This window comes from Amycolatopsis lurida (assembly GCF_900105055.1).
Taxonomy (GTDB): domain Bacteria; phylum Actinomycetota; class Actinomycetes; order Mycobacteriales; family Pseudonocardiaceae; genus Amycolatopsis; species Amycolatopsis lurida.
Genome location: NZ_FNTA01000004.1, coordinates 5542491 through 5561221 on the forward strand (window position 1 = coordinate 5542491; position 18731 = coordinate 5561221).

An 18731-nucleotide genomic window follows, 5' to 3' on the forward strand; every position below is an offset into this window, starting at 1 on the left:
ACCGCCCACGGGTTTCACGCGCGTGCGAACGAAAGCGTCTCGCCCTCGACACCTCGCAGCCAGAGATCCTGGGCGGCCTCCGCCATTTCGGCGAGCCCCTCTTCGATCGTCGCGAACACGTTGCCGGGCACCCAGCCCGCGTCGCCGTTGATCAACAGGTTGTTGCGGCCGTAGAAGATCGCGAGGTCCGTCGCCCCTTGGTCGCTGTGCGCCTCGCTGCCCTCGTCGTAGCCGTACGCCGGGTTGCCGATCTCCCAAGCCTCGAACCCGAAGTACACGACATCCCCCGGAATCGGGGTCACCGTGGGGTTTTCGCGGCCCGGCTTCGGTTCGGCGAAGGGCGGCACGAGCGTGTAGACCTCGTTGCGCGCGTACTTCGCGTGGTACGCCGAACCGCTCTGCGGCAACGCGTCCCAGACCGCGCGGCAGGTCCGCGGGGCTTCGGCGTCGAGCAGCCGGGCCCGGCAGGACACTCCACGCTTGTCGAGCGTGATCGTGATGTAGCGGGCCATCACTCGACCCCCGCCACCACGTCACCCCAGATGCGCAACGCCTCGTCGACCTGCGCGGAGTCGACGATCAGCGGTGGCACCATCCGGACGACGTTCATGTACGCCCCGCAAGTCAGCAACAGCAATCCGTGGGAGGACGCGGCTTTCTGGGCCGCCTGGGCCTTCGCGGTGTCCGGCTCGCCGTCCGGCGTGGTGAACTCGGAACCGACCAGCAACCCCAGCCCGCGGACGTCGCCGATCGACGGTGATTTGTCCGCGATCACCCGTACGCCTTCCAGGAGCTGGCGTCCTCGATCGGCGGCGTTCTCGACCAGGCCCTCCTGCTGGATCACTTCGAGCGTGGCGATCGCCGCCGCGCAGGCCACCGCGTTGCCGCCGTAGGTCCCGCCCTGGGAACCGGGGAGCGCCTTCGCCATCAGCTCCTCCGAGGCGGCGATACCCGAGATCGGGAACCCGCTCGCGAGCCCTTTCGCGATGAGCACGATGTCCGGGCGCACCTCGAAGTGCTCGTGTCCCCAGAACCGGCCGGTCCGGCCGAAGCCGGTCTGGATCTCGTCCATCACCAGCAGGATCCCGTGCTTGTCCGCGCGTTCCCGGAGCCCGGCCAGGAACTCGGTGTTCGCCGGGACGTACCCGCCCTCGCCGAGTACCGGCTCGATGAAGAACGCGGCCGTTTCGTTCGGCGCGCAGACCGTCGCGAAGAGGTAGTCGAGCTCGCGCAGCGCGAACTTCGTCGCCGTCTCCTCGTCCCAGCCGTAGTGGAACGCGTAGGGGAAGGGCGCGACGTGCACGCCGGACATGAGCGGCGAGATCCCGGCGCTGAACCGGGTGCCCGACGTCGTCATCGTCGCCGCCGCGACGGTCCGGCCGTGGAACCCGCCCTGGAAGACGATGACGTTGGGCCGTTTCGTGGCCTGCCGCGACAACCGGAGCGCCGCCTCGACCGCTTCACTGCCCGAGTTCGCGTAGAAGAGCGAATCCAGGCCTTCCGGGAGGACGCCACCCAGCTTCTCGGTCAGCTCCAGCATCGGCTTGTGCATGACCGTCGTGTACTGCCCGTGGACGAGTTTGCCGATCTGCTCTCGCGCCGCGCTCACCACGTGCGGGTGACAGTGGCCGGTGCTGGTCACGCCGATACCGGCGGTGAAATCCAGGTGACGTTTGCCATCGGTGTCGTAGAGGTAAACCCCCTCACCGTGGTCGACCACGACCGGCGTTGCCTGCTTGAGCAGCGGTGATAGCTGGGCCATGGGCTGCGCTCCTAGGTCGGCTGAGCTGTTGTCGATTGTTGACAATATCCATAGCATGGCGTTCGGGACAACATGGAGGAGCGTTGGGATGAGCTCGATCAGTGAGGCCGGCGTCGTCACGTCGGTCGGCAAGGAACTGTTCATCGGCGGCAAGTGGGTGCCCGCCACGGACGGGAAGACCTTCCCTGTCCTCGACCCCTCGACAGGCGAATCCCTGTGCGAGGTGGCTGACGCGTCACCGGCGGACGGCGTCAGCGCACTCGACGCGGCCGTCGCGGCACAGGCCGACTGGGCGAACGTCGCCCCGCGCGAACGCGGTGAGATCCTGCGCCGAGCCTACGAGCTGCTGATCAAGCGCGCCAACAAACTCGCGCTGCTGATGACCCTCGAGATGGGCAAACCGCTCGCGGAGTCGAAGGGCGAGATCACCTACGCGGCCGAGTTCTTCCGCTGGTTCGCGGAGGAAGCCGTCCGGATCGACGGTGGTTACGCCGTCGCTCCCAACGGCTCGGGCCGGTTCCTCGTGACGAAGCAGCCCGTCGGGCCGTGCCTGCTGATCACGCCGTGGAACTTCCCCATGGCGATGGGCACCCGCAAGATCGGCCCCGCGGTCGCGGCAGGCTGCACGATGGTCATCAAACCCGCTGCGCAGACTCCCCTTTCTATGTTGGCCCTCGCGGCGATCCTCGCCGAGGCGGGACTGCCGGAAGGTGTGCTGAACGTGCTCACGACGTCGGACTCCGGTGGCGTGATGGAGCCGTTGATCCGCGACGGCCGCGCCCGGAAGCTGTCCTTCACCGGTTCGACCGGCGTCGGACGGAAGCTTCTGGAACAGTGCGCGGACAAGGTGCTCCGCACTTCGATGGAACTCGGTGGCAACGCCCCCTTCCTCGTCTTCGAAGACGCCGACCTCGACGCGGCGATCGAAGGCGCGATGACCGCGAAGATGCGCAACATCGGCGAGGCCTGCACGGCCGCGAACCGCTTCTATGTCCAGCGAGGCATCGTCGACGAGTTCTCCCGGCGCCTCACCGAGCGCATGGAGGCCCTGCCGATGGGGCGCGGCACCGAGGAGGGTGTCGTCGTCGGCCCCCTCATCGACGAAGCCGCCGTCGAGAAGGTCAGCGGCCTGGTCGCCGACGCCACCGAGCGAGGAGCGCGCGTTCTCACCGGTGGATCCACAGTGGACGGTCCGGGTAACTTCTATCAGGCCACGGTGCTCACCGACGTTCCCAAGGACGCCAGGCTCGCTTCGGAGGAGATCTTCGGACCGGTCGCCCCGATCACTCCGTTCGACAGCGAGGACGAAGCCATCGCGGCGGCGAATGACACCGAATTCGGGCTAGTGTCCTATGTGTACACCTCCGATCTCAAGCGGGCACTGCGGGTTTCGGAACGTCTGGAAGCCGGCATGATCGGCCTCAACCAGGGTCTGGTCTCGAATCCTGCTGCGCCGTTCGGCGGGATCAAACAGTCGGGGCTCGGCCGCGAGGGCGGCAGCGTCGGCATCGACGAGTTCCTCGAGACAAAGTACATCGCGGTGGCTCTGTGACTTCTCGAGCAGGGACCTCCTATCGGATCGCGAGCATTCCCGGCGACGGGATCGGCGTGGACGTGACGGTCGAGGCCCGCAAGGTCCTCGACCGCGTGGCGGCATCGCATGACTTCTCCTTGTCCTGGACGGAGTTCGACTGGAGTTGTGAGCGGTACGCCAAAACCGGTTCGATGATGCCCGCCGACGGGATCGAGCAGCTTTCGGCCTTCGACGGGCTCTTTCTCGGTGCCGTCGGCTTTCCCGGTGTCCCGGACCATGTGTCGTTGTGGGGTCTCCTCATTCCGGTCCGGCGCGCGTTCAGTCAGTACGTCAACCTCCGGCCGGTCCGGCTGCTGCCGGGGACGACGTCGGCTCTGGCGGGCCGCGGTGCCGAAGAACTGGAGATGGTGATCGTCCGGGAGAACTCCGAGGGCGAGTACTCGGAGATCGGCGGCAGGCACAATCGTGGGATGGAGAACGAGTTCGTCTTACAGGAATCCGTGTTCACGCGGGTCGGGGTGGAGCGGATCATCCGTTACGCCTTCGCACTGGCGAAGACGCGCACGGGGCGGGTCTGTTCGGCGACCAAGTCCAACGGGCTCATTCACTCCATGCCTTTCTGGGACGAGATCTTCGCCGAAATCTCCGCGGAATACCCGGACGTACACGCCGAGCAGTGCCATGTCGACGCGCTCGCCGCGCGGATGGTGCAGGCGCCGGACCGGCTCGACGTCGTGGTGGCTTCCAATCTGTTCGGCGACATCCTGAGCGACCTGGCGGCGGCCGTGACGGGCGGGCTCGGAATGGCGGCTTCGGGCAACATCAATCCGACCGGTGAGCTCCCTTCCATGTTCGAGGCGGTGCACGGCAGCGCTCCCGACATCGCCGGACAGGGCATCGCGAATCCGGTGGCGCAGATTCTGGCGGGAGCGATGCTGCTCGACCATCTCGGGGAAACCGTTGCGGCACAAGACGTACGTGCTGCGGTGGAAAAGGTTCTCGAGGAGGGGGCCGTGCAAACCCCCGATCTCGGCGGGAAGTCCACCACCGCCGAACTCGGGTCCGCGGTGGTCGCCGCTCTATCTTGAACCATCCGCATAGTGGCGTGTCAAGTCCCGGAAGTCATGAACGGTACATTCATGACTTTTGAGTACAGGAAGGCCCCTTCTTTGCGTTAAGCGCAGGGAAGGGGCCTTCGTGTACTCAAGGGAGGTAAGGCTGTAGTGGTGTTTCGAGTAGAGCATCCGCGGTTCGGTGTTCCCAATGTCGCATTAGGGGCACTCAGCGTCTCGAATGCGACATCGGGAACCAAGCTGTCTGTCGAGTCGCCGCTCACGGCGCATATCGGGTGACCGGTTCGGTGCTCCCGATGTGGCATGGGGGCGCGGGCCCGGGCAGTTCAGCGGGCGACCATGCTCTCGGCGAATTTTCTCAGGCAAGTGAAAATGTTGCCCTGAAAGGGAATCTCGGCGCGAAATCGAGAACGAAAGCCCGTTCGCCGCCTGCGCGTCACCCTGGGTCGCGAGTTTTTGTCGGTGCCCCGGTGCACAGTGCCGGTCATCGGATTCGACGACTGGAGGAGCACCGATGTGCTGGCATTGCGACAACCCCGGCAAGAGCCGCGACGACTACCTCGTCGAGGAGGTCCGTCCGCTGATCCGGAAGTACGGCTGGATGGTGCAGACGGTCGAGCGCGAAAGTGTCCAACCCGGTTTCGCGTACACGGTCGGGCTCACCGATGCCGGGCTGCCGGAGCTCGTCGTCACCGGCCTGAGAGAGCGAAGATCCGGGCAGCTGCTGAATTATTTCGCCCAGCAGGTGGTCCGGTCCGGCCCGCCGGAGGCGGGGGAGGTGCTGCCCGCCGCGGTCGGCTGGCCGTCGTTCGAAGTCGTCTCGCTCAGTTCGCCGTCGGCGCACCTGCTCACCGCCGTTCTCCTGTACGGCGAAGAATTCCGCGCGCTGCAACTGGTCTACGAGGACGAGCACGGCAATTGGCCGTGGGACAGGGAGTTCCGCGGCGGGACGGGCGGCCAGCCGGTGCTGGGGGTGCGGGGCCGTGGCTGAATCCTCAAGGCACCGCGGGAGCTTCGCCTTCCCGCAGGCTGGTTCCCGGGGCCAGCCGCTGGACCGCGTCTTCCATATGGGCTTCCAGCAGCGACAGCGCGGTCTCCTCGTCGCCGGCCCGCAGGGCTTCGATGATCCTGGTGTGTTCGGTGACCCGTTCCTCGACCCGCTGGTAGGTCGCCTGCAGTGCGGTGAGGCACATCCGCGTCTCGATCAGCAGGGTCCTGGCCATGCGCACGAGCCGTTTGCTGCCCGAAGCGGCGATCAACGCTTCGTGGAAACGGAGGTCCGCCCAGGAGAGCGCGGTGGGGTCGTCGTCGTCCGCGGCGGTGGCCATGGCGCGCACGGCCTCTTCGAGTTCGGTGGCGACCCGCTCCCTGTCCCCGCGCAGTGCCCGCAGCATGGCGGCGCGCTCGATGGCCGAGCGCGCCGAGTAGATGTCGTAGACGTCGCCGGGCTCGAGGTCGATCACGAACAGGCCGCGGTGGCGCTCGCTGCGCAGGAGCCCTTCGGAGACGAGGTGCTGCATCGCCTCGCGCAGCGGCCCCCGCGAAACCTGGAACCGGGAGGCGAGATCCGTTTCACCGAGCTGGGTGCCGGGAGGGAGGGCGCCGGTCATGATCGCGTCCCGCAACTGCCGCGCGATGATCCCGGCGGTCGACTCCCGGCTGACCGGCTCGATATCCGGCAAGGACATGGTTCAGTTCCCCCTTCTTCCGAACAGCGCGCCCAAGGTGCGGACGAGCGGGGACTTCCCGGTGAGCCGCAGGCCTTCCCAGACGGTGACCTGATTGGCGGTCAGCACCGGCTTGCCGAGCCTGGTTTCGAGGGTGTTGATCTCGCCGAGCGTCCGCATGGCGGTGTCGGGGACGAGCAGTGCGTCGGCTGCGGGGTGGTCCCGGCTCACCGCGAGCTCGACGACGGCTTCCGGACTGAGTTCGCCGACCTCGGCGGCGGTGTCGATGTCCGCGCTGCCCATCGCGACCACTTCGACTCCGCCCGCGCCGAGGAACTCGACGAACAGCCGCGCGACGTCGTCCGGGTAGCTGGCGGCGACCGCGACCCGCCGGACACCGAGCGCCCTTGCGGCGTTGACGAAGGCGAAGGACGTACTCGACGCCGGGACACCGGCGACGGCGGCCAGCCGGTCGGCCTGGTCGCGGGCGCCTTCCCAGCCGTAGACGAAGCTGCCGCTGGTGCACGCCCACACCACCGCGTCGGGTTCGTGTTTGGCCAGGAGCGCGGCGCCGTCGGCGAGCCGGCTTTCGCTGCCGAGGTCCAAGAGCTCCGGCACGGCGTGCAGATCGGTTCCGTAGATGTGCTCGACCGGCAGCTTGATCCCGGCCATGTCCCCGCCGAGGAGCTGTTCCGCGAGCGGGTAGTCGTCTTCGGCCGCGTGATCGGGGTAGATGAACCCGATGGTGGTCGTCTCGGACGGCGGCTCGGGCGAGGCGAACGGCGTGATGGGCACGGAACCTCCGGAGGGCAGATTGTCGACAATCGTAGGCGAAGAGGTCAGTCGACCTCCCGGAGCCACTTGCCGGGCCCGACGATCGGCAGGTTCATCCGCCGGAGGCAGGCCCACATGGTGAGCTGATTCGCGGTGAGGACCGGTTTGCCGAGCGCGCTTTCGAGTGGCTCGATCAGATCGTAGGTGGGGAGGTTGGTGCAGCTGACGAAGATGGCGTCGGCGTCGGCGTGGTCGGCGGCGAGGATGCGCTCGGCGATGGTCCGGTAACTGACCTTCCAGATGCCGCCGCCCAGGCCGAGATGGTCGCTGGAGACGGTACGGACGCCGAGTTCGGCCAGGAAGTCGTGCAGCTTTCCGGTCAGGTCGCCGTCGTAGGGCGTCAGCACCGAGACCCGGTGGAGGTCGAGCTGGTGCAGGACCTCCGCCAGCGCTCCGGACGTGGTGACGGCGTCCGTCGCGCCCGCGTCGCAGATCGCCTTGGTCAGTGAGCGCTCGTAGTCCACACCGTTGACGAAACTGCCGGAGGTGCACAGATAGGCGACGACTTCGGGCTCGACGTGGAGCACGTCCCGCGTGGCGGCGGCGAGATGCCTGCTGTCGCTGACGAGCTGAGCCATCTCCATGCTGACGGGCACGGGCTCGTACGGCGTCCGCGCCAGATGGAGGGAGACCTCCATGGGCACCCAGCGCCACAGCTCGCGTTCCAGGGCCAGGTCGAAGGGAGCGATCACGCCTATTCCGCGCTGCGCCAACGGGCCTTCGAACTCCAGTAAGTCGAAATCCAAGTCTCAGCCTCCGGAAACGTCTGCTGTCACAGTCCGGTGCTCCGGGGGTCGTTCCTCGGATTGTTGACAATCATACGAGCCACTTTTACGGTGTCAATGTGATCGCCTCGGAGACCCCTGTGCTGGCGGTGCTCTGCGGAGACACGCGCCCACCGGACATGCGCGCTATCGAAGACCGAGCGGTGGTTCGTTACACCGGCGAGGCCGGGTTGGCCGATGCGTTATCCGGAGCCGACGCGTTCTTCGTCTACGACTTCCTGTCGACCGCCGTGCCGGGCGCCTGGCACGCGGCCGACAAGCTGCGCTGGCTGCACATCGCCAGCGCGGGGGTCGACCCCGTCCTGTTCCCGGGGTTGCAGGAGAGCGATGTCGTGCTCACCAACTCCCGTGGGGTGTTCGACGGGGCGATAGCCGAGTACGTCCTCGGAGTCGTCCTCGCGTTCGCCAAGGACTTCGTTCGTTCGTGGGACCTGCAGCGGCGAAAGCAGTGGAAGCACCGCGAAAGTGAGCGGATCTCCGGCCGCCGGGTCCTCGTGGTCGGCACGGGGCCGATCGGCCGGTCGATCGCGCGGCTGCTGCGGGCGGCCGGGATGTCGGTGGCGGGCGTCGGACGCCGTCCTCGTGAAGACGATCCCGACTTCGGCGACGTGTACGCGTCCTCGGACCTCGCCCGCCATCTTCCCGGGGCGGACTACGTCGTCGCGGTCGCGCCGCTGACCGAGCAGACGAAGGGCATGTTCGGCGCCGAGGCCTTCGCCGCGATGAAACCCGGCGCTCGGTTCGTCAACGTCGGCCGAGGCGAGCTGGTCGTCACCTCGGATTTGATCGGCGCACTGCGGGACGGGCCGCTCGGCGGCGCGGCGCTCGACGTCTTCGACACCGAGCCGCTCCCCTCGGATAGTCCATTGTGGACCATGAAGAACGTGCTGATCTCGCCGCATATGTCGGGCGACTTCGTCGGCTGGCGTAATACTCTGGTAGAGGTGTTCGCGGACAACTTCCGTCGCTGGCGCGCGGGGGAGCCGCTGCGCAACGTCGTGGACAAGCAGCTCGGGTACGTGCCGTCGGAGACGCTTCGCCAAGGTTAGGGGCCGGATGAACGACACCAAGTTGACCGCGAGCGAGCTCGTCGCCGCGTATGCCACCGGAGAGCTGTCGCCGGTCGAGGCCACCCAGAACGCCTTGCGCGCCATCGAAGAACGCGACGGCGAGACCAACGCCTTTTGCCTGGTCGACGCCGACGGCGCGCTCGAACAGGCGAAAGCTTCCGAGATCCGCTGGCGGGACGGCAATCCGATCGGCTGGCTCGACGGTGTCCCGGCCTCGATCAAGGACATGTTCCTGACCCAGGGCTGGCCGACACTGCGTGGTTCGCGGTGCATCGACCCGGACCAGCCGTGGGACGTCGACAGCCCGGTCACCGCGCGGCTGCGTGAGAACGGCTTGGTGCTGCTGGGAAAGACCACGACGCCGGAACTGGCGTGGAAGGGCGTCACCGACAACACGCTGACCGGGATCACCCGCAACCCGATCGACCCGTCGACGACAGCGGGCGGTTCGAGCGGGGGCAGCGCCGCGGCCGTCGCGGCGGGGATGGGTGAACTCTCCGTCGGCACCGATGGCGGCGGCTCGATCCGGATTCCGGCTTCGTTCTGCGGAATCGTCGGGCTCAAACCGACGCACGGCCGGATCCCCTTGTTCCCGGCGAGCCCGTTCGGTCCGCTCTCGCACGCCGGCCCCATGGCGCGTTCGGTCGACGACACCGCCTTGCTCCTCGACGTCCTCGCCCTGCCCGACCATCGGGACCCGGCCGCGCTCGCGCCGCCGGTCTCGACCTATCGCGAGGCCGTTCGCCGGGACGTGCGCGGCCTGATCGCCGCCTACTCGCCGACGCTCGGTTACGTCGACGTCGACCCGGAGGTCGCGGAGATCGTCAAGTCGGCGGTCCGGTCGCTGGGCGACGCGGGCCTGCACATCGAAGAGACCGATCCCGGTTTCACCGACCCCAAACCGGCCTTCGACATCCTGTGGTCGACAGGGGCGGCCAAGTGGCTGGACACCTTCCCCGCCGGTTCGGAGACGAAGGTCGATCCCGGGCTGCGGAAGGTGTGGGAACTCGGCAAGACCTTCTCGGCGAGCGACTACCTCGGCGCCAACGCCGAGCGGGCCGCGCTGGGCATCCTGATGGGAGAGTTCCACACGCGCTACGACGTGCTGATCACGCCGACCCTCCCCATTCCCGCCTTCGAGGCAGGGCACGAGGTGCCGCCGGGCAGCGGGCTGAGCGGCTGGCCGGACTGGACGCCCTTCACCTATCCGTTCAACATGACCCAGCAGCCCGCCATCAGTGTGCCGGCGGGCCGCACCTCCCGTGGTCTCCCGGTCGGCTTGCAGATCGTCGGCCCGCGGCACTCCGACGACCTGGTGCTCGCGGTCGCGAAGCTCCTCGAGGAGGTCCGTCCCTGGCCGTGACCTGCGGAAAGGGAGCAAGGGACCTTTGCTACCACTTTTGCGGGGCGGGGGATCAGGGCTGCGCGGCGTGGGACTTCCGGACGAGTCCGCGCACTTGGCCGCTGCACAGTGCGAGAGCGGTGGCTGCCACGACCAGCGCGGCGCACGCGAGCAGTGTCGTGCTGACCCCGAAGTGCTGCGCGGCGGGTCCGGCCGCCATCTGTCCGAGGGGCAGGGCGATGAAGGAACCGAGCATGTCGTAGGAGTAGACGCGCGCGAGTTTGTCCTCGGGCACGTTCTCCTGCAGCGAGACGTCCCACGCGACCACGAACTGCTCGATCGCCAGCCCGGAGACGAACATGGCCGCCAGCAGCAGCGGCAGCAAGGGAGCCTGGCCGAGGAGGATCAGCGGCGGTGCTTCGAAGAGGATCACCGCGACGCCGACGAACAGCGCGCGCCGCGGCTGCCATCGGGCCACGAGGATGCCGCCGACGAGTGAGCCGATCGTCTGCGCGGCGAGGGCGAATCCCCAGCCGGATCGCCCGAAAGTGCTGTCGGCGACGACGGGGCCGAGCACCGCGATCCCGCCCGCGATGACGGCGTTCACCACCATGAACTGCACGACCACGACCCACACCCACGTGCGCGACCGGAACTCGTGCCAGCCTTCGACGAGTTCCGCCAGCGGGCGGCTGCCGGGGATCCGTTCCCGGCGGCTGAGGCGGATGCACCGGTAGGACAGGGCGGAGCCGAGGAACAGCAGCGCGTTCCCGCCGAGCGCCCAGCCGGGGCCGACCGCGGTGACCAGGATGCCGCCGAGCCCGGCGCCGGCGATCCGGCCGGAGTTCGACAACAGCCTCGCCAGCGCGTTGGCCTGCGCGAGCAGGGTGGCGGGCACCGTCAGCGGGGTGAGCGACGCCGACGCGGGGGCGGAGATCGCGGCCACCGCGCCGTTGACCACGCTCAGGCCGACCAGCAGCGGGATCGACGCGAATCCACAAAGGACACTCGCCGCGATGGCCGCCTGGGTCATGGTGGCGGCGACTTCGGTGCCTTGCAGGATCACCGACCGCGGTAGCCGGTCCGCCAGCACCCCGCCGAACAGCAGCAGGACCACGCTGGCCACGGATCGCGCGCCGACGACGATGCCGATGTCGACGGCCGAACCGGTCAGGTCGATCACCGCGAACGCGAGTGCGAGCGGGGCGACGGCGTTGCCGAACTCCCCGAACGTGCGGCCGCCGATCAGCCAGCGGAAGTTGTGATGGCGCAGTGGTTCGCGCAGGGACGTCACCGTCGCCTCATTTCGATCAGCGAGACCGTCGCGCTGACCGGGATCGTGCCCCGGGTGCGGGGCGGCTTCGCGGCGGAGTGCAGGAGGTCGCTCAGTTCTCGAGCGTGTTCGAGCGCCTTCTCCCAGGTCTCGCGGTCGACCCACATCTCGGCGTCGCTCGTCGACCCCGGCTTGCCGGGGACACGGAATTCACTGCGGCGCTTGAGTTCTTCGGCCATCGTCGCGATGAGCAACTGTTCTTCCCGCGGATTCTTCGACGTGAACCGCGATCCGGACTCCGGATCGTGCCGGTAGCGTTTCGCCAGGCCGCCCCGGATCCGGACCTCCTCGGCGACGTCCAGCAGGCCGGCTTCGTGCAACCGCCGCAGGTGATAGCTGACATTCGCTTGTGTCTCACCGAGTTCGCGCGCGGCTTCGGCCGCGCTCATCGCGACACCGGTCAAAAGCGACAGAATGCGCAGGCGTACGGGATGGGCGAGGACACGCAACCCGTCGAGGCCGGGGGACTCGGACATGGGCCGAGTATCGACTGCCGGGACGCCAACCGTCAAACAGTTATTTGGGGGTTTCATTGGCCGGGAGATCCGGTGCGGTGCTCCGATGTCTGTGCTCTGCTGGAGGTATGCGTACGACGACATTGGGCAGAAGCGGTCTCGAGGTGTCGAGGATCGCTTTCGGCACTTGGCAACTCGGCGGGGACTGGGGTTCGTTCGACGAGGACGCGGCGATCGCGGCGATCCATCACGCCCGAGAACTCGGCGTGAACTTCTTCGACACCGCGCAGGCCTACGGGTTCGGCAAGTCCGAAGCGATGCTGGGGAAGGCGCTGCGTGAGGAACTCAAGCGCGACCGCGACGCCCTCGTCATCGCCACGAAGGGCGGCATCAAGCCGCGTTCCGAACGGCCGCGCGACTCGCGGCGCGAGTGGCTGGCCCAGGGCATCGAGGACAGCCTCCGCTTTCTCGACGTCGACCACATCGACCTCTACCAGATCCACTGGCCCGATCCCGACGCTCCCGGCGAAGAGACGGCGGGGATCCTCCAGGAGTTCGTCGACGCCGGGAAGATCCGGCACGTCGGTGTCTCGAACTACGACGCCGCGGGGCTGGCCGCCTTCGACAAGGCCCGGCCTGTGGAAACCCTGCAGCCGCCGTATCACCTGTTCCGCCGCGACATCGAGACCGATCCTCTCCCGTACGCACGCGAGAACGACATCGGCGTGCTCGTGTACAGCCCGCTCGGCAGCGGACTGCTGACCGGATCCTTCACGCCGGAGACGACGTTCGAGAAGACCGACTGGCGTTCACGGTCGTCGGCGTTCACCGGTGAGACCTTCCGGCGCAATCTCGCCGTCGTCGACCGGCTCAAGGAATTCGCGGCGGGCAAAGGGATCTCCGTCAGTCAGCTCGCGATCGCGTGGACGCTCGCCCAGCCGGGCGTGCACGTCGCGATCGTGGGCGCGCGGAAGGCGGCCAACATCGAGGCCAGTCTCGCCGCCGCGGACATCGACCTGACCGCGGACGATCTCGCGGAGATCGATCGGCTCACCACCGACGCCGTTCCCGTGTCCGGCGCGAGCCCCGAAGGTGTCGCCTAAAGCTTGAATTCGGTACCGTCCAGGGGAAGCGAGGCGCCGCCGTCCAGTACGGCGGCGTGTTCGGGCGACGCGGGATCGATCACCGGATTCGTGTTGTTCAGGTGGGTGTACGCCCACCGCGGGCCGGGCCGGAGCTTCGCGAGGCTGCCGGTGATCGGCAGATGCCCCATCGCCGGTTGAGCGCCGGCTTCGGCCGCGGTGGCGCCCGACATCTCATCCGGCGCGTAGAAGGTCCCGTCCAGAAGCACCAGGTCGGCATCGCGAGTGAAGTCGTCGAACCCGTCCGGCCAGCTTTTCAAACAAGGCGCGTAGACGAAAACACCGCCGGTCTCGACGTCTTCGAGCCGATAGGCCACCACCCACGGGCCGTCCTCAGTGGACGAACGTGCGTACTTCGGCCGCTTGTCGCTCACGGGAAGCATGCTCACCCGCAGCCCGTCGACGGCGACCTTCGACGACGGCAGCCAGTCCCAGCCGCCGTATCCGTCGATGATCGACCGCGCGGGGAACTGCTCGGACAAGGCGTCCAGCACGGCGTCCGGTGCCCACACGGGCAGGCCGCCCGCTTCCCGCAGGAGAAGCAGGCCGAGTGAATGATCGAGTTCGGCGTCGGTCAGCAACACCCCGCGCAGTGGGATTTCCCGAGGCCCCGGCCCGGCGCGCAGCGGTGGGGTGGCGAGGATCTGCGCGCGGATGTCCGGCGACACGTTGAGCAGGTACCAGCCCTCGCCGTCCGCGCTCACCGCCACGCAGTCCTGCGTCCGCGACGGCGCGTCCGAAACGCACAGCGCGCAGGCGCAGTTCCATTGCGGGAAACCGCCGCCCGCCGCCGTGCCGAGCAGGATCACCCTCATCGTGCCGTCCGCATCACGAGTTCGTCCGTTTTCACCTGCGTGGCGAGGATGAGGTCGACGACCTCCCGATGCGGCGAACGCGAGCACACCGGGTCCGTCGCCGACGCGTCACCGGTGAGCTGGAACGCCTGGCACCGGCAGCCGCCGAAGTCGATCGCGCGCCGTTCGCAGGTGCCGCAGGTGTCCGGCATCCAGTCCTCGCCGCGGTAGGCGTTGAAGGAACCGGATTCGTACCAGATCCACGCCAGCGGCTTGTCCCGTACGTTGTCGAATTCCAGCGTCTCGATCGCCGTCGAGGCGGGACACGGCAGCACGTTCCCGTCCGGCGCGACGGTCAATTGCCGCGCGCCCCAGCCGTACATGCACGGTTTCGGGTACTTCTCGTAGTAGTCGGCGACCACATAGATGATCTCCATGCGGCCACGCAGCCGTTCGGTGGCCGCGCGCACGATCGGCTCGGCCTCGTCGAGCTGGCGCCGGGTCGGCATCAGGGCGTCACGGTTGCGCAGGGCCCAGCCGTAGTACTGCGTGTTGGCCAGTTCGAGCCGGTCCGCGCCCATTTCCTCGGCCAGGTCGATGATCCCGGCGAGCTGATCGTGGTTCTGCCGGTGCAGGACGACGTTCACCGAGAGCGGCAGCCCGGCCTTCTTGATCAGTGCGGCGGCGACCACCTTACGGTCGTGTGCCCGTGCTCCGGCGAGCCGGTCCGCGCGGTCGGCGGTCGCGCCCTGGACGGACAGCTGGACATGCGCGATGCCGCGCTCGACGAGATCGTCCAATCTGGACTCCGTCAGTCCGAGCCCGGACGTCACCAGGTTGACGTAGCACCCCAGTTTCGTGGCGTGTTCGACCAGGATCGGCAGATCCGGCCTGGCGAGCGGTTCGCCGCCGGACATGTGCACCTGGAGCACGCCGAGTTCCCGCGCCTGGGTGAGCACGGACCGCCATTCCTCTGTGGACAGTTCGCCGTCACGGGCGATCAGCTCGATCGGATTCGAGCAATACGGGCAATGCAGCGGACAGCGGTGGGTCAGCTCGGCCAGCATGCCCAGTGGCGGCTGCGCGGGTTTCAGGTCCATTCGACGATCCGCCGTTCTCCTAACCGGGACAGGACGTCCAGGATCTCTTCCTCACGCACACCGGTGTAGCGTTCGCGCAACGCCGAAGCGATTCCCGCCACGTCGACGACGCCGTCGCAGAGGGAAAGCACGGCCGCGGCGGTCGGATTCGGGACGAGCACGCCTTCGGGGAACAGGAGGACGTGCGTTTCCCTGGTCTGGTCATAGCTCAGCCGGACTCCGCGCCGCAGCCGCGGCACCGAGCCCGGTTCGAGGGTGGTCATCGCTACTCCTTGGCCGCGTGCTCGATGGCGTCGAGCATCGACCAGAGCACGTCGGTCTTGAACGACAGCGCGGCGATCGCCTTGTCCTGTTGCTCGCGGGTGACGGCGTGCCGCACGACGATGTCGAGCGTCCCCTTGCCCTCACCGGAGACCTTGTCGATGCGATTGGTGAAATAGGCCAGATCCTCCGGCGCGATCCACGAATAGTTCGCCAGCATGTCGGCGACCCGCCGTTGCATGAGATGGCCGGCGAACATTTCGGTCAGCCCCGAGGCGACCGCTTCGAGCCAAGGTCTCGTGCGGGCGAAATTCACGTAGGCGTCGACGGCGAACCGGACGCCGGGGGCGACGTGCCGCTGATCGAGAACCTCTTCGCGGTCGAGCCCGACCGCGGCGCACAAACGGAGCCATCGCTCGATTCCGCCGTCACCGGCCATCGTCCCGTCGTGGTAGACGATGCGGTCGAGCCATTCCCGGCGGATTTCCGGTAACGGGCAGTTGCTGATGATCGCCGCGTCCTTCTGCGGGAGAACGCACTGGTAGTACCAGCGGTTCGCGGCCCAGATCTTCAGCTCGTGCTGGGACAGGCCGCCGTCGTGCATCCGCACGTGGAACGGGTGGGTGCCCCAATAGCGGTGCGAAAGCCCGCGCAACGCCGCGATGAACTCCGACGACGACATGAGGGACACCGTGCTGCCTCCGGGTGCTCGCTGATCGGGACGGCGGCGGTGGTGGGGGACGGCCCCCACCACCGGATGCGAATTTAGTCCTCCATGCGGGCCGCGTAAGCGGTGACCTCCATGGGGGTTTCGTATTCTACGAAGTCGGGGGTGGTCCATACCTCGTTCATTTCTGCTCCTAACGTCCACAGGGGATCGAACAGGGCCGAGCCACCGTCACCCTAGAAGCGGGTCGCCGATTCTGACCAGACGTAAGGACCGACTTCCGGCGGCATTTTGTAAAGTTTCCTACCTATGGCCGATCGAGCGGGGCCGGTCGTCACGCTCGGCGCACACAACGGTTAACGGCCGGTGCCGCCGATAGCCCGTCCAGTGGTGTCCGTTTCGTCCTGCGGTGTGTTTCTATCCAACTCGACGGGTGCACCCCGACCACCCGCCTACCGCCGCCATCCGAGCTCCAGGGGTGTAGCTGAAGGAGGCGTCCCATGTCCTTACGTCGTACTCTCGCCGCCACGTTCGCCGCGGCGACGGCCGTGTCGATCACGGCCGTCCCGGCCGCCGCCGAAGCGCCGTCGATCCAGGCGATCAGACAGCTCGCGAGCGGCCTCAACCAGGCCTGGTCGATCGATTTCCTGCCCGACGGCACCGGCGTCTTCACGCAGAAGGACGCCAGGACGATCAGCAAGATCGACAAGGCGGGCAAGGTCACCACGGTCCAGACCGTCCCCGGGGTGAGCGTCACCGCGGAGGCCGGTCTGCTCGGCATCGCCGTCTCGCCGAATTACGCCACCGACGAGACGGTCTTCATCTACTACACGACCAGTTCCGACAACCGCATCGCCAAGCTGAAGCTGGGTCAGACGCCGACGCCGATCGTCACCGGCATCCCGCGCGGTTCGCAGTATCACCACGGCGGGCGGATCAGGTTCGGCCCGGACGGCTACCTCTACGCGGGTACCGGCGACGGCCAGAACGGCGCCAACGCCCAGAACAAGAACTCCCTCGGCGGCAAGGTCCTGCGGGTCACCACCGACGGCGCGGCCGCGCCGGGCAACCCGTTCAACAGCCGCGTCTACTCCTACGGCCACCGCAACGTCCAGGGTCTGACCTGGGCGAACGGCCAGCTGTACGTCTCCGACATCGGCGCGAACCGGCTCGACGAGCTGAACAAGATCGAGCCGGGCAAGAACTACGGCTGGCCGACCTGCGAAGGCCCGTGCAACACGGCCGGGATGACCAACCCGGTCAAGTCCTGGCCGACGTCCTCGGCGACGCCGAGCGGGCTCGCGGCCTACAAGGGCTCGCTGTACATGGCTTCGCTGAAGGGCGGCACGTACAAGCTCGACCTGAACGGCAACGGCGGCAAGCTCTGGACCAACCTCGGCCGCACGCGTGACGCGACCGCCGGGCCGGACGGCCAGCTGTACACGATCACCCCGGGCGCCATCTACGTCTCCGACGGCAGCTAGCCCCGGCGCGTTCAGTCCTCTGGATGCGGTCGTCCAGAGGACTGAACGCGGGGCAGGGAGACCGCGTGTTCGAGTTCGGCGAGCGCGGTGTCCAGATGGGTCAGGATGCGCTGCAGATGCGGCACGCTCCGCCGGCAGCCGGTGATGCCGAAGTCCAGGTTGTCCCCGTTGCTGGTCAGCGTGATGTTCATCGCCTGCCCGTCCAGCAGCACCGACGCCGGGTAGATGCCGTCGAGCGCCGCGCCGTTCCAGTACATCTGCTTGCGCGGCCCCGGCACGTTGGAGATCACCAGGTTGAACGGCGGTTTCGTGTTGTTCACGAAACCCGGGATCGGGGACACGCCGAGCTGGGCGACGTTGATGCCCGACAGCAGCAGCGTCTGCAGCGGGGTCAGCTCCGAGAAGAGCTTCTTCCCGTTCCGCATGGACGCGTTGATCGTCGCCAGCCGGGCGGCCGGATCGGTCAGATGGGTGGCGAGGTTGCACAGCAGCGCGCCGATGTTGTTCCCCGACGCGTCCCCGCTGTCCTTGCGCCGCAAGGAAACCGGGACCATCGCGGTCAGTGGCGCGTCGGGGAGCGCGTTCTGTTCCATCAGGTAGTCCCGCAGCGCGCCCGAGCACATCGCGAGGACGACGTCGTTGCGCGAGACCCCGGCGGCGGTCGCCACCTTGCGCACCCGGTCCAGCGACCACGACTGCGCGGCGAACCGGCGGGCCCCGCCGATCGGCACGTTGAACATCGTCTTCGGCGCCTGCGACGGCAGCGTGAGCGTGTGCTCCTGGAACGCCTCCCGTGCCACCTTCATCGCGGCGGGCGCGATGCCGGCGAGCTGGTTGACCGTCTTGCCCATGGTCTGGAACAGCGAGGGCGACACCTTGCCGTTGCGGCCGCCGTCCGGTTTGGCGCGGCGCCCCCACGGCGGCGGGCAGTCGAGGTCGAACGGGTCGTCCGAGAGCGTGCCTTGGAGGTGCCGAAGTGCCGAGACGCCGTCCATCAGCGCGTGGTGGATCTTGCTGTAGATCGCGAACCGGCCGTCCTGCAGGCCCTCGACCAGATGGATCTCCCACAGGGGGCGATGGCGGTCGAGCAGGGTGCTGTGCCACCGTCCGGTCAGCTCCAGCAGCTCGCGGATCCGGCCGGGCTGGGGCAGTGCCGAATGGCGGAAGTGGTAGTCGAGTTCGAGGTCGGTGTCGGTCGACCAGGCGAGGTGGCCGGCGGTGTTCACCGGCCGGGCGGGACGGCGCCGGAACACCGAGCGCATGTTGTCGGAATCGAGCAGGCTCTTGCGGACGTCACGCAGGTAGTCGGGGCCGGCGCCCTCGGGTTTCTTGAACAGTTGCAACCCACCGACGTGCATCGGATGTTCGCGCGTCTCCACGAGAAGGAACATCGAGTCGGTCACGGGCATGAACGGCATCGTCGGACCA

At 67.8% G+C, this 18731-nt stretch carries 20 protein-coding genes; 7 read left to right on the forward strand and 13 right to left on the reverse strand.

What is annotated here, in order from left to right; translation table 11 throughout:
• Positions 1-14 precede the first annotated feature (14 nt).
• Together BLW75_RS31655 and BLW75_RS31660 are read right to left on the reverse strand one after the other, a co-directional pair.
• The gene (locus BLW75_RS31655) at positions 15-512 is read right to left on the reverse strand and encodes a DUF3830 family protein (protein WP_007033814.1); all 498 of its coding nucleotides are present in this window, start codon (positions 510-512) and stop codon (positions 15-17) included.
• Complete coding sequence (locus BLW75_RS31660) at positions 512-1762, reverse strand: aspartate aminotransferase family protein (RefSeq protein ID WP_034309162.1); 1251 nt, start codon at positions 1760-1762, stop codon at positions 512-514. The genes BLW75_RS31655 and BLW75_RS31660 overlap by 1 nt, the downstream gene beginning before the upstream one ends.
• Before the next feature lie 88 nt (positions 1763-1850).
• On the opposite strand from BLW75_RS31660, the gene BLW75_RS31665 reads away from it, so the two are divergent.
• The 3 genes from BLW75_RS31665 to BLW75_RS31675 all read left to right on the forward strand — a co-directional run bounded on the left by BLW75_RS31665 (position 1851) and on the right by BLW75_RS31675 (position 5360).
• On the forward strand, positions 1851-3314 hold the full coding sequence (locus BLW75_RS31665; protein ID WP_034309160.1) for an NAD-dependent succinate-semialdehyde dehydrogenase: 1464 nt from the start codon (positions 1851-1853) through the stop codon (positions 3312-3314).
• A complete protein-coding gene (locus BLW75_RS31670) occupies positions 3311-4384 on the forward strand; it encodes a tartrate dehydrogenase (RefSeq protein WP_034309157.1) in 1074 nt (357 codons plus the stop codon). The genes BLW75_RS31665 and BLW75_RS31670 overlap by 4 nt, the downstream gene beginning before the upstream one ends.
• 499 nt (positions 4385-4883) lie before the next feature.
• On the forward strand, positions 4884-5360 hold the full coding sequence (locus BLW75_RS31675) for a DUF4262 domain-containing protein (protein ID WP_034309154.1): 477 nt from the start codon (positions 4884-4886) through the stop codon (positions 5358-5360).
• A gap of 4 nt (positions 5361-5364) precedes the next feature.
• Here BLW75_RS31675 and BLW75_RS31680 read toward each other — a convergent pair whose 3' ends face one another.
• Genes BLW75_RS31680 through BLW75_RS31690 form a run of 3 tightly spaced genes read right to left on the reverse strand, consistent with a single transcriptional unit; the run spans position 5365 to position 7616 of the window.
• The gene (locus BLW75_RS31680) at positions 5365-6057 is read right to left on the reverse strand and encodes a GntR family transcriptional regulator (RefSeq protein WP_034309152.1); all 693 of its coding nucleotides are present in this window, start codon (positions 6055-6057) and stop codon (positions 5365-5367) included.
• 3 nt (positions 6058-6060) lie between these two features.
• Positions 6061-6831: a maleate cis-trans isomerase family protein gene (locus tag BLW75_RS31685; RefSeq protein WP_091598693.1), complete on the reverse strand. Its 771-nt coding sequence runs from the start codon at positions 6829-6831 to the stop codon at positions 6061-6063.
• A 44-nt stretch (positions 6832-6875) separates the two neighbouring features.
• Entirely contained in the window at positions 6876-7616 is a 741-nt protein-coding gene (locus tag BLW75_RS31690) for a maleate cis-trans isomerase family protein (protein ID WP_034309150.1), read from the reverse strand.
• Between the two features lie 98 nt (positions 7617-7714).
• Here BLW75_RS31690 and BLW75_RS31695 point away from each other — a divergent pair, with 98 nt between their 5' ends.
• Both BLW75_RS31695 and BLW75_RS31700 read left to right on the forward strand, forming a co-directional pair.
• A complete protein-coding gene (locus tag BLW75_RS31695) occupies positions 7715-8704 on the forward strand; it encodes a D-2-hydroxyacid dehydrogenase (RefSeq protein ID WP_034309147.1) in 990 nt (329 codons plus the stop codon).
• Positions 8705-8711: 7 nt separating this feature from the next.
• Positions 8712-10088: an amidase gene (locus tag BLW75_RS31700; protein ID WP_034309144.1), complete on the forward strand. Its 1377-nt coding sequence runs from the start codon at positions 8712-8714 to the stop codon at positions 10086-10088.
• A 52-nt stretch (positions 10089-10140) separates the two neighbouring features.
• Here BLW75_RS31700 and BLW75_RS31705 read toward each other — a convergent pair whose 3' ends face one another.
• Both BLW75_RS31705 and BLW75_RS31710 read right to left on the reverse strand, forming a co-directional pair.
• A complete protein-coding gene (locus BLW75_RS31705; RefSeq protein WP_034309142.1) occupies positions 10141-11361 on the reverse strand; it encodes an MFS transporter in 1221 nt (406 codons plus the stop codon).
• Complete coding sequence (locus BLW75_RS31710) at positions 11358-11876, reverse strand: ArsR/SmtB family transcription factor (RefSeq protein WP_034309140.1); 519 nt, start codon at positions 11874-11876, stop codon at positions 11358-11360. The genes BLW75_RS31705 and BLW75_RS31710 overlap by 4 nt, the downstream gene beginning before the upstream one ends.
• A 107-nt stretch (positions 11877-11983) precedes the next feature.
• Here BLW75_RS31710 and BLW75_RS31715 point away from each other — a divergent pair, with 107 nt between their 5' ends.
• The gene (locus tag BLW75_RS31715; protein ID WP_167373545.1) at positions 11984-12958 is read left to right on the forward strand and encodes an aldo/keto reductase; all 975 of its coding nucleotides are present in this window, start codon (positions 11984-11986) and stop codon (positions 12956-12958) included.
• Here BLW75_RS31715 and pqqB read toward each other — a convergent pair.
• The 5 genes from pqqB to pqqA all read right to left on the reverse strand — a co-directional run bounded on the left by pqqB (position 12955) and on the right by pqqA (position 16004).
• On the reverse strand, positions 12955-13812 hold the full coding sequence (pqqB, locus tag BLW75_RS31720) for a pyrroloquinoline quinone biosynthesis protein PqqB (RefSeq protein ID WP_034309133.1): 858 nt from the start codon (positions 13810-13812) through the stop codon (positions 12955-12957). The two genes, BLW75_RS31715 and pqqB, sit on opposite strands and share 4 nt — an antisense overlap.
• The gene (gene pqqE, locus BLW75_RS31725; protein ID WP_034309131.1) at positions 13809-14891 is read right to left on the reverse strand and encodes a pyrroloquinoline quinone biosynthesis protein PqqE; all 1083 of its coding nucleotides are present in this window, start codon (positions 14889-14891) and stop codon (positions 13809-13811) included. Before pqqE ends, pqqB begins: the two co-directional genes overlap by 4 nt.
• On the reverse strand, positions 14882-15154 hold the full coding sequence (gene pqqD / locus BLW75_RS31730; RefSeq protein ID WP_034309129.1) for a pyrroloquinoline quinone biosynthesis peptide chaperone PqqD: 273 nt from the start codon (positions 15152-15154) through the stop codon (positions 14882-14884). Before pqqD ends, pqqE begins: the two co-directional genes overlap by 10 nt.
• Before the next feature lie 2 nt (positions 15155-15156).
• Positions 15157-15834 carry a pyrroloquinoline-quinone synthase PqqC gene (gene pqqC, locus BLW75_RS31735; protein ID WP_034309126.1) on the reverse strand — a complete coding sequence of 226 codons (678 nt, stop codon included), beginning with the start codon at positions 15832-15834 and terminating at the stop codon, positions 15157-15159.
• 83 nt (positions 15835-15917) lie between these two features.
• Positions 15918-16004: a pyrroloquinoline quinone precursor peptide PqqA gene (gene pqqA, locus BLW75_RS31740; RefSeq protein WP_034309121.1), complete on the reverse strand. Its 87-nt coding sequence runs from the start codon at positions 16002-16004 to the stop codon at positions 15918-15920.
• Between the two features lie 315 nt (positions 16005-16319).
• Here pqqA and BLW75_RS31745 point away from each other — a divergent pair, with 315 nt between their 5' ends.
• A complete protein-coding gene (locus tag BLW75_RS31745; protein WP_034309119.1) occupies positions 16320-17303 on the forward strand; it encodes a PQQ-dependent sugar dehydrogenase in 984 nt (327 codons plus the stop codon).
• A gap of 11 nt (positions 17304-17314) precedes the next feature.
• Here BLW75_RS31745 and BLW75_RS31750 read toward each other — a convergent pair whose 3' ends face one another.
• Positions 17315-18721, reverse strand: coding sequence for a WS/DGAT/MGAT family O-acyltransferase (locus tag BLW75_RS31750; RefSeq protein WP_034309116.1), 1407 nt, complete (start codon positions 18719-18721; stop codon positions 17315-17317).
• Positions 18722-18731: the final 10 nt, after the last annotated feature.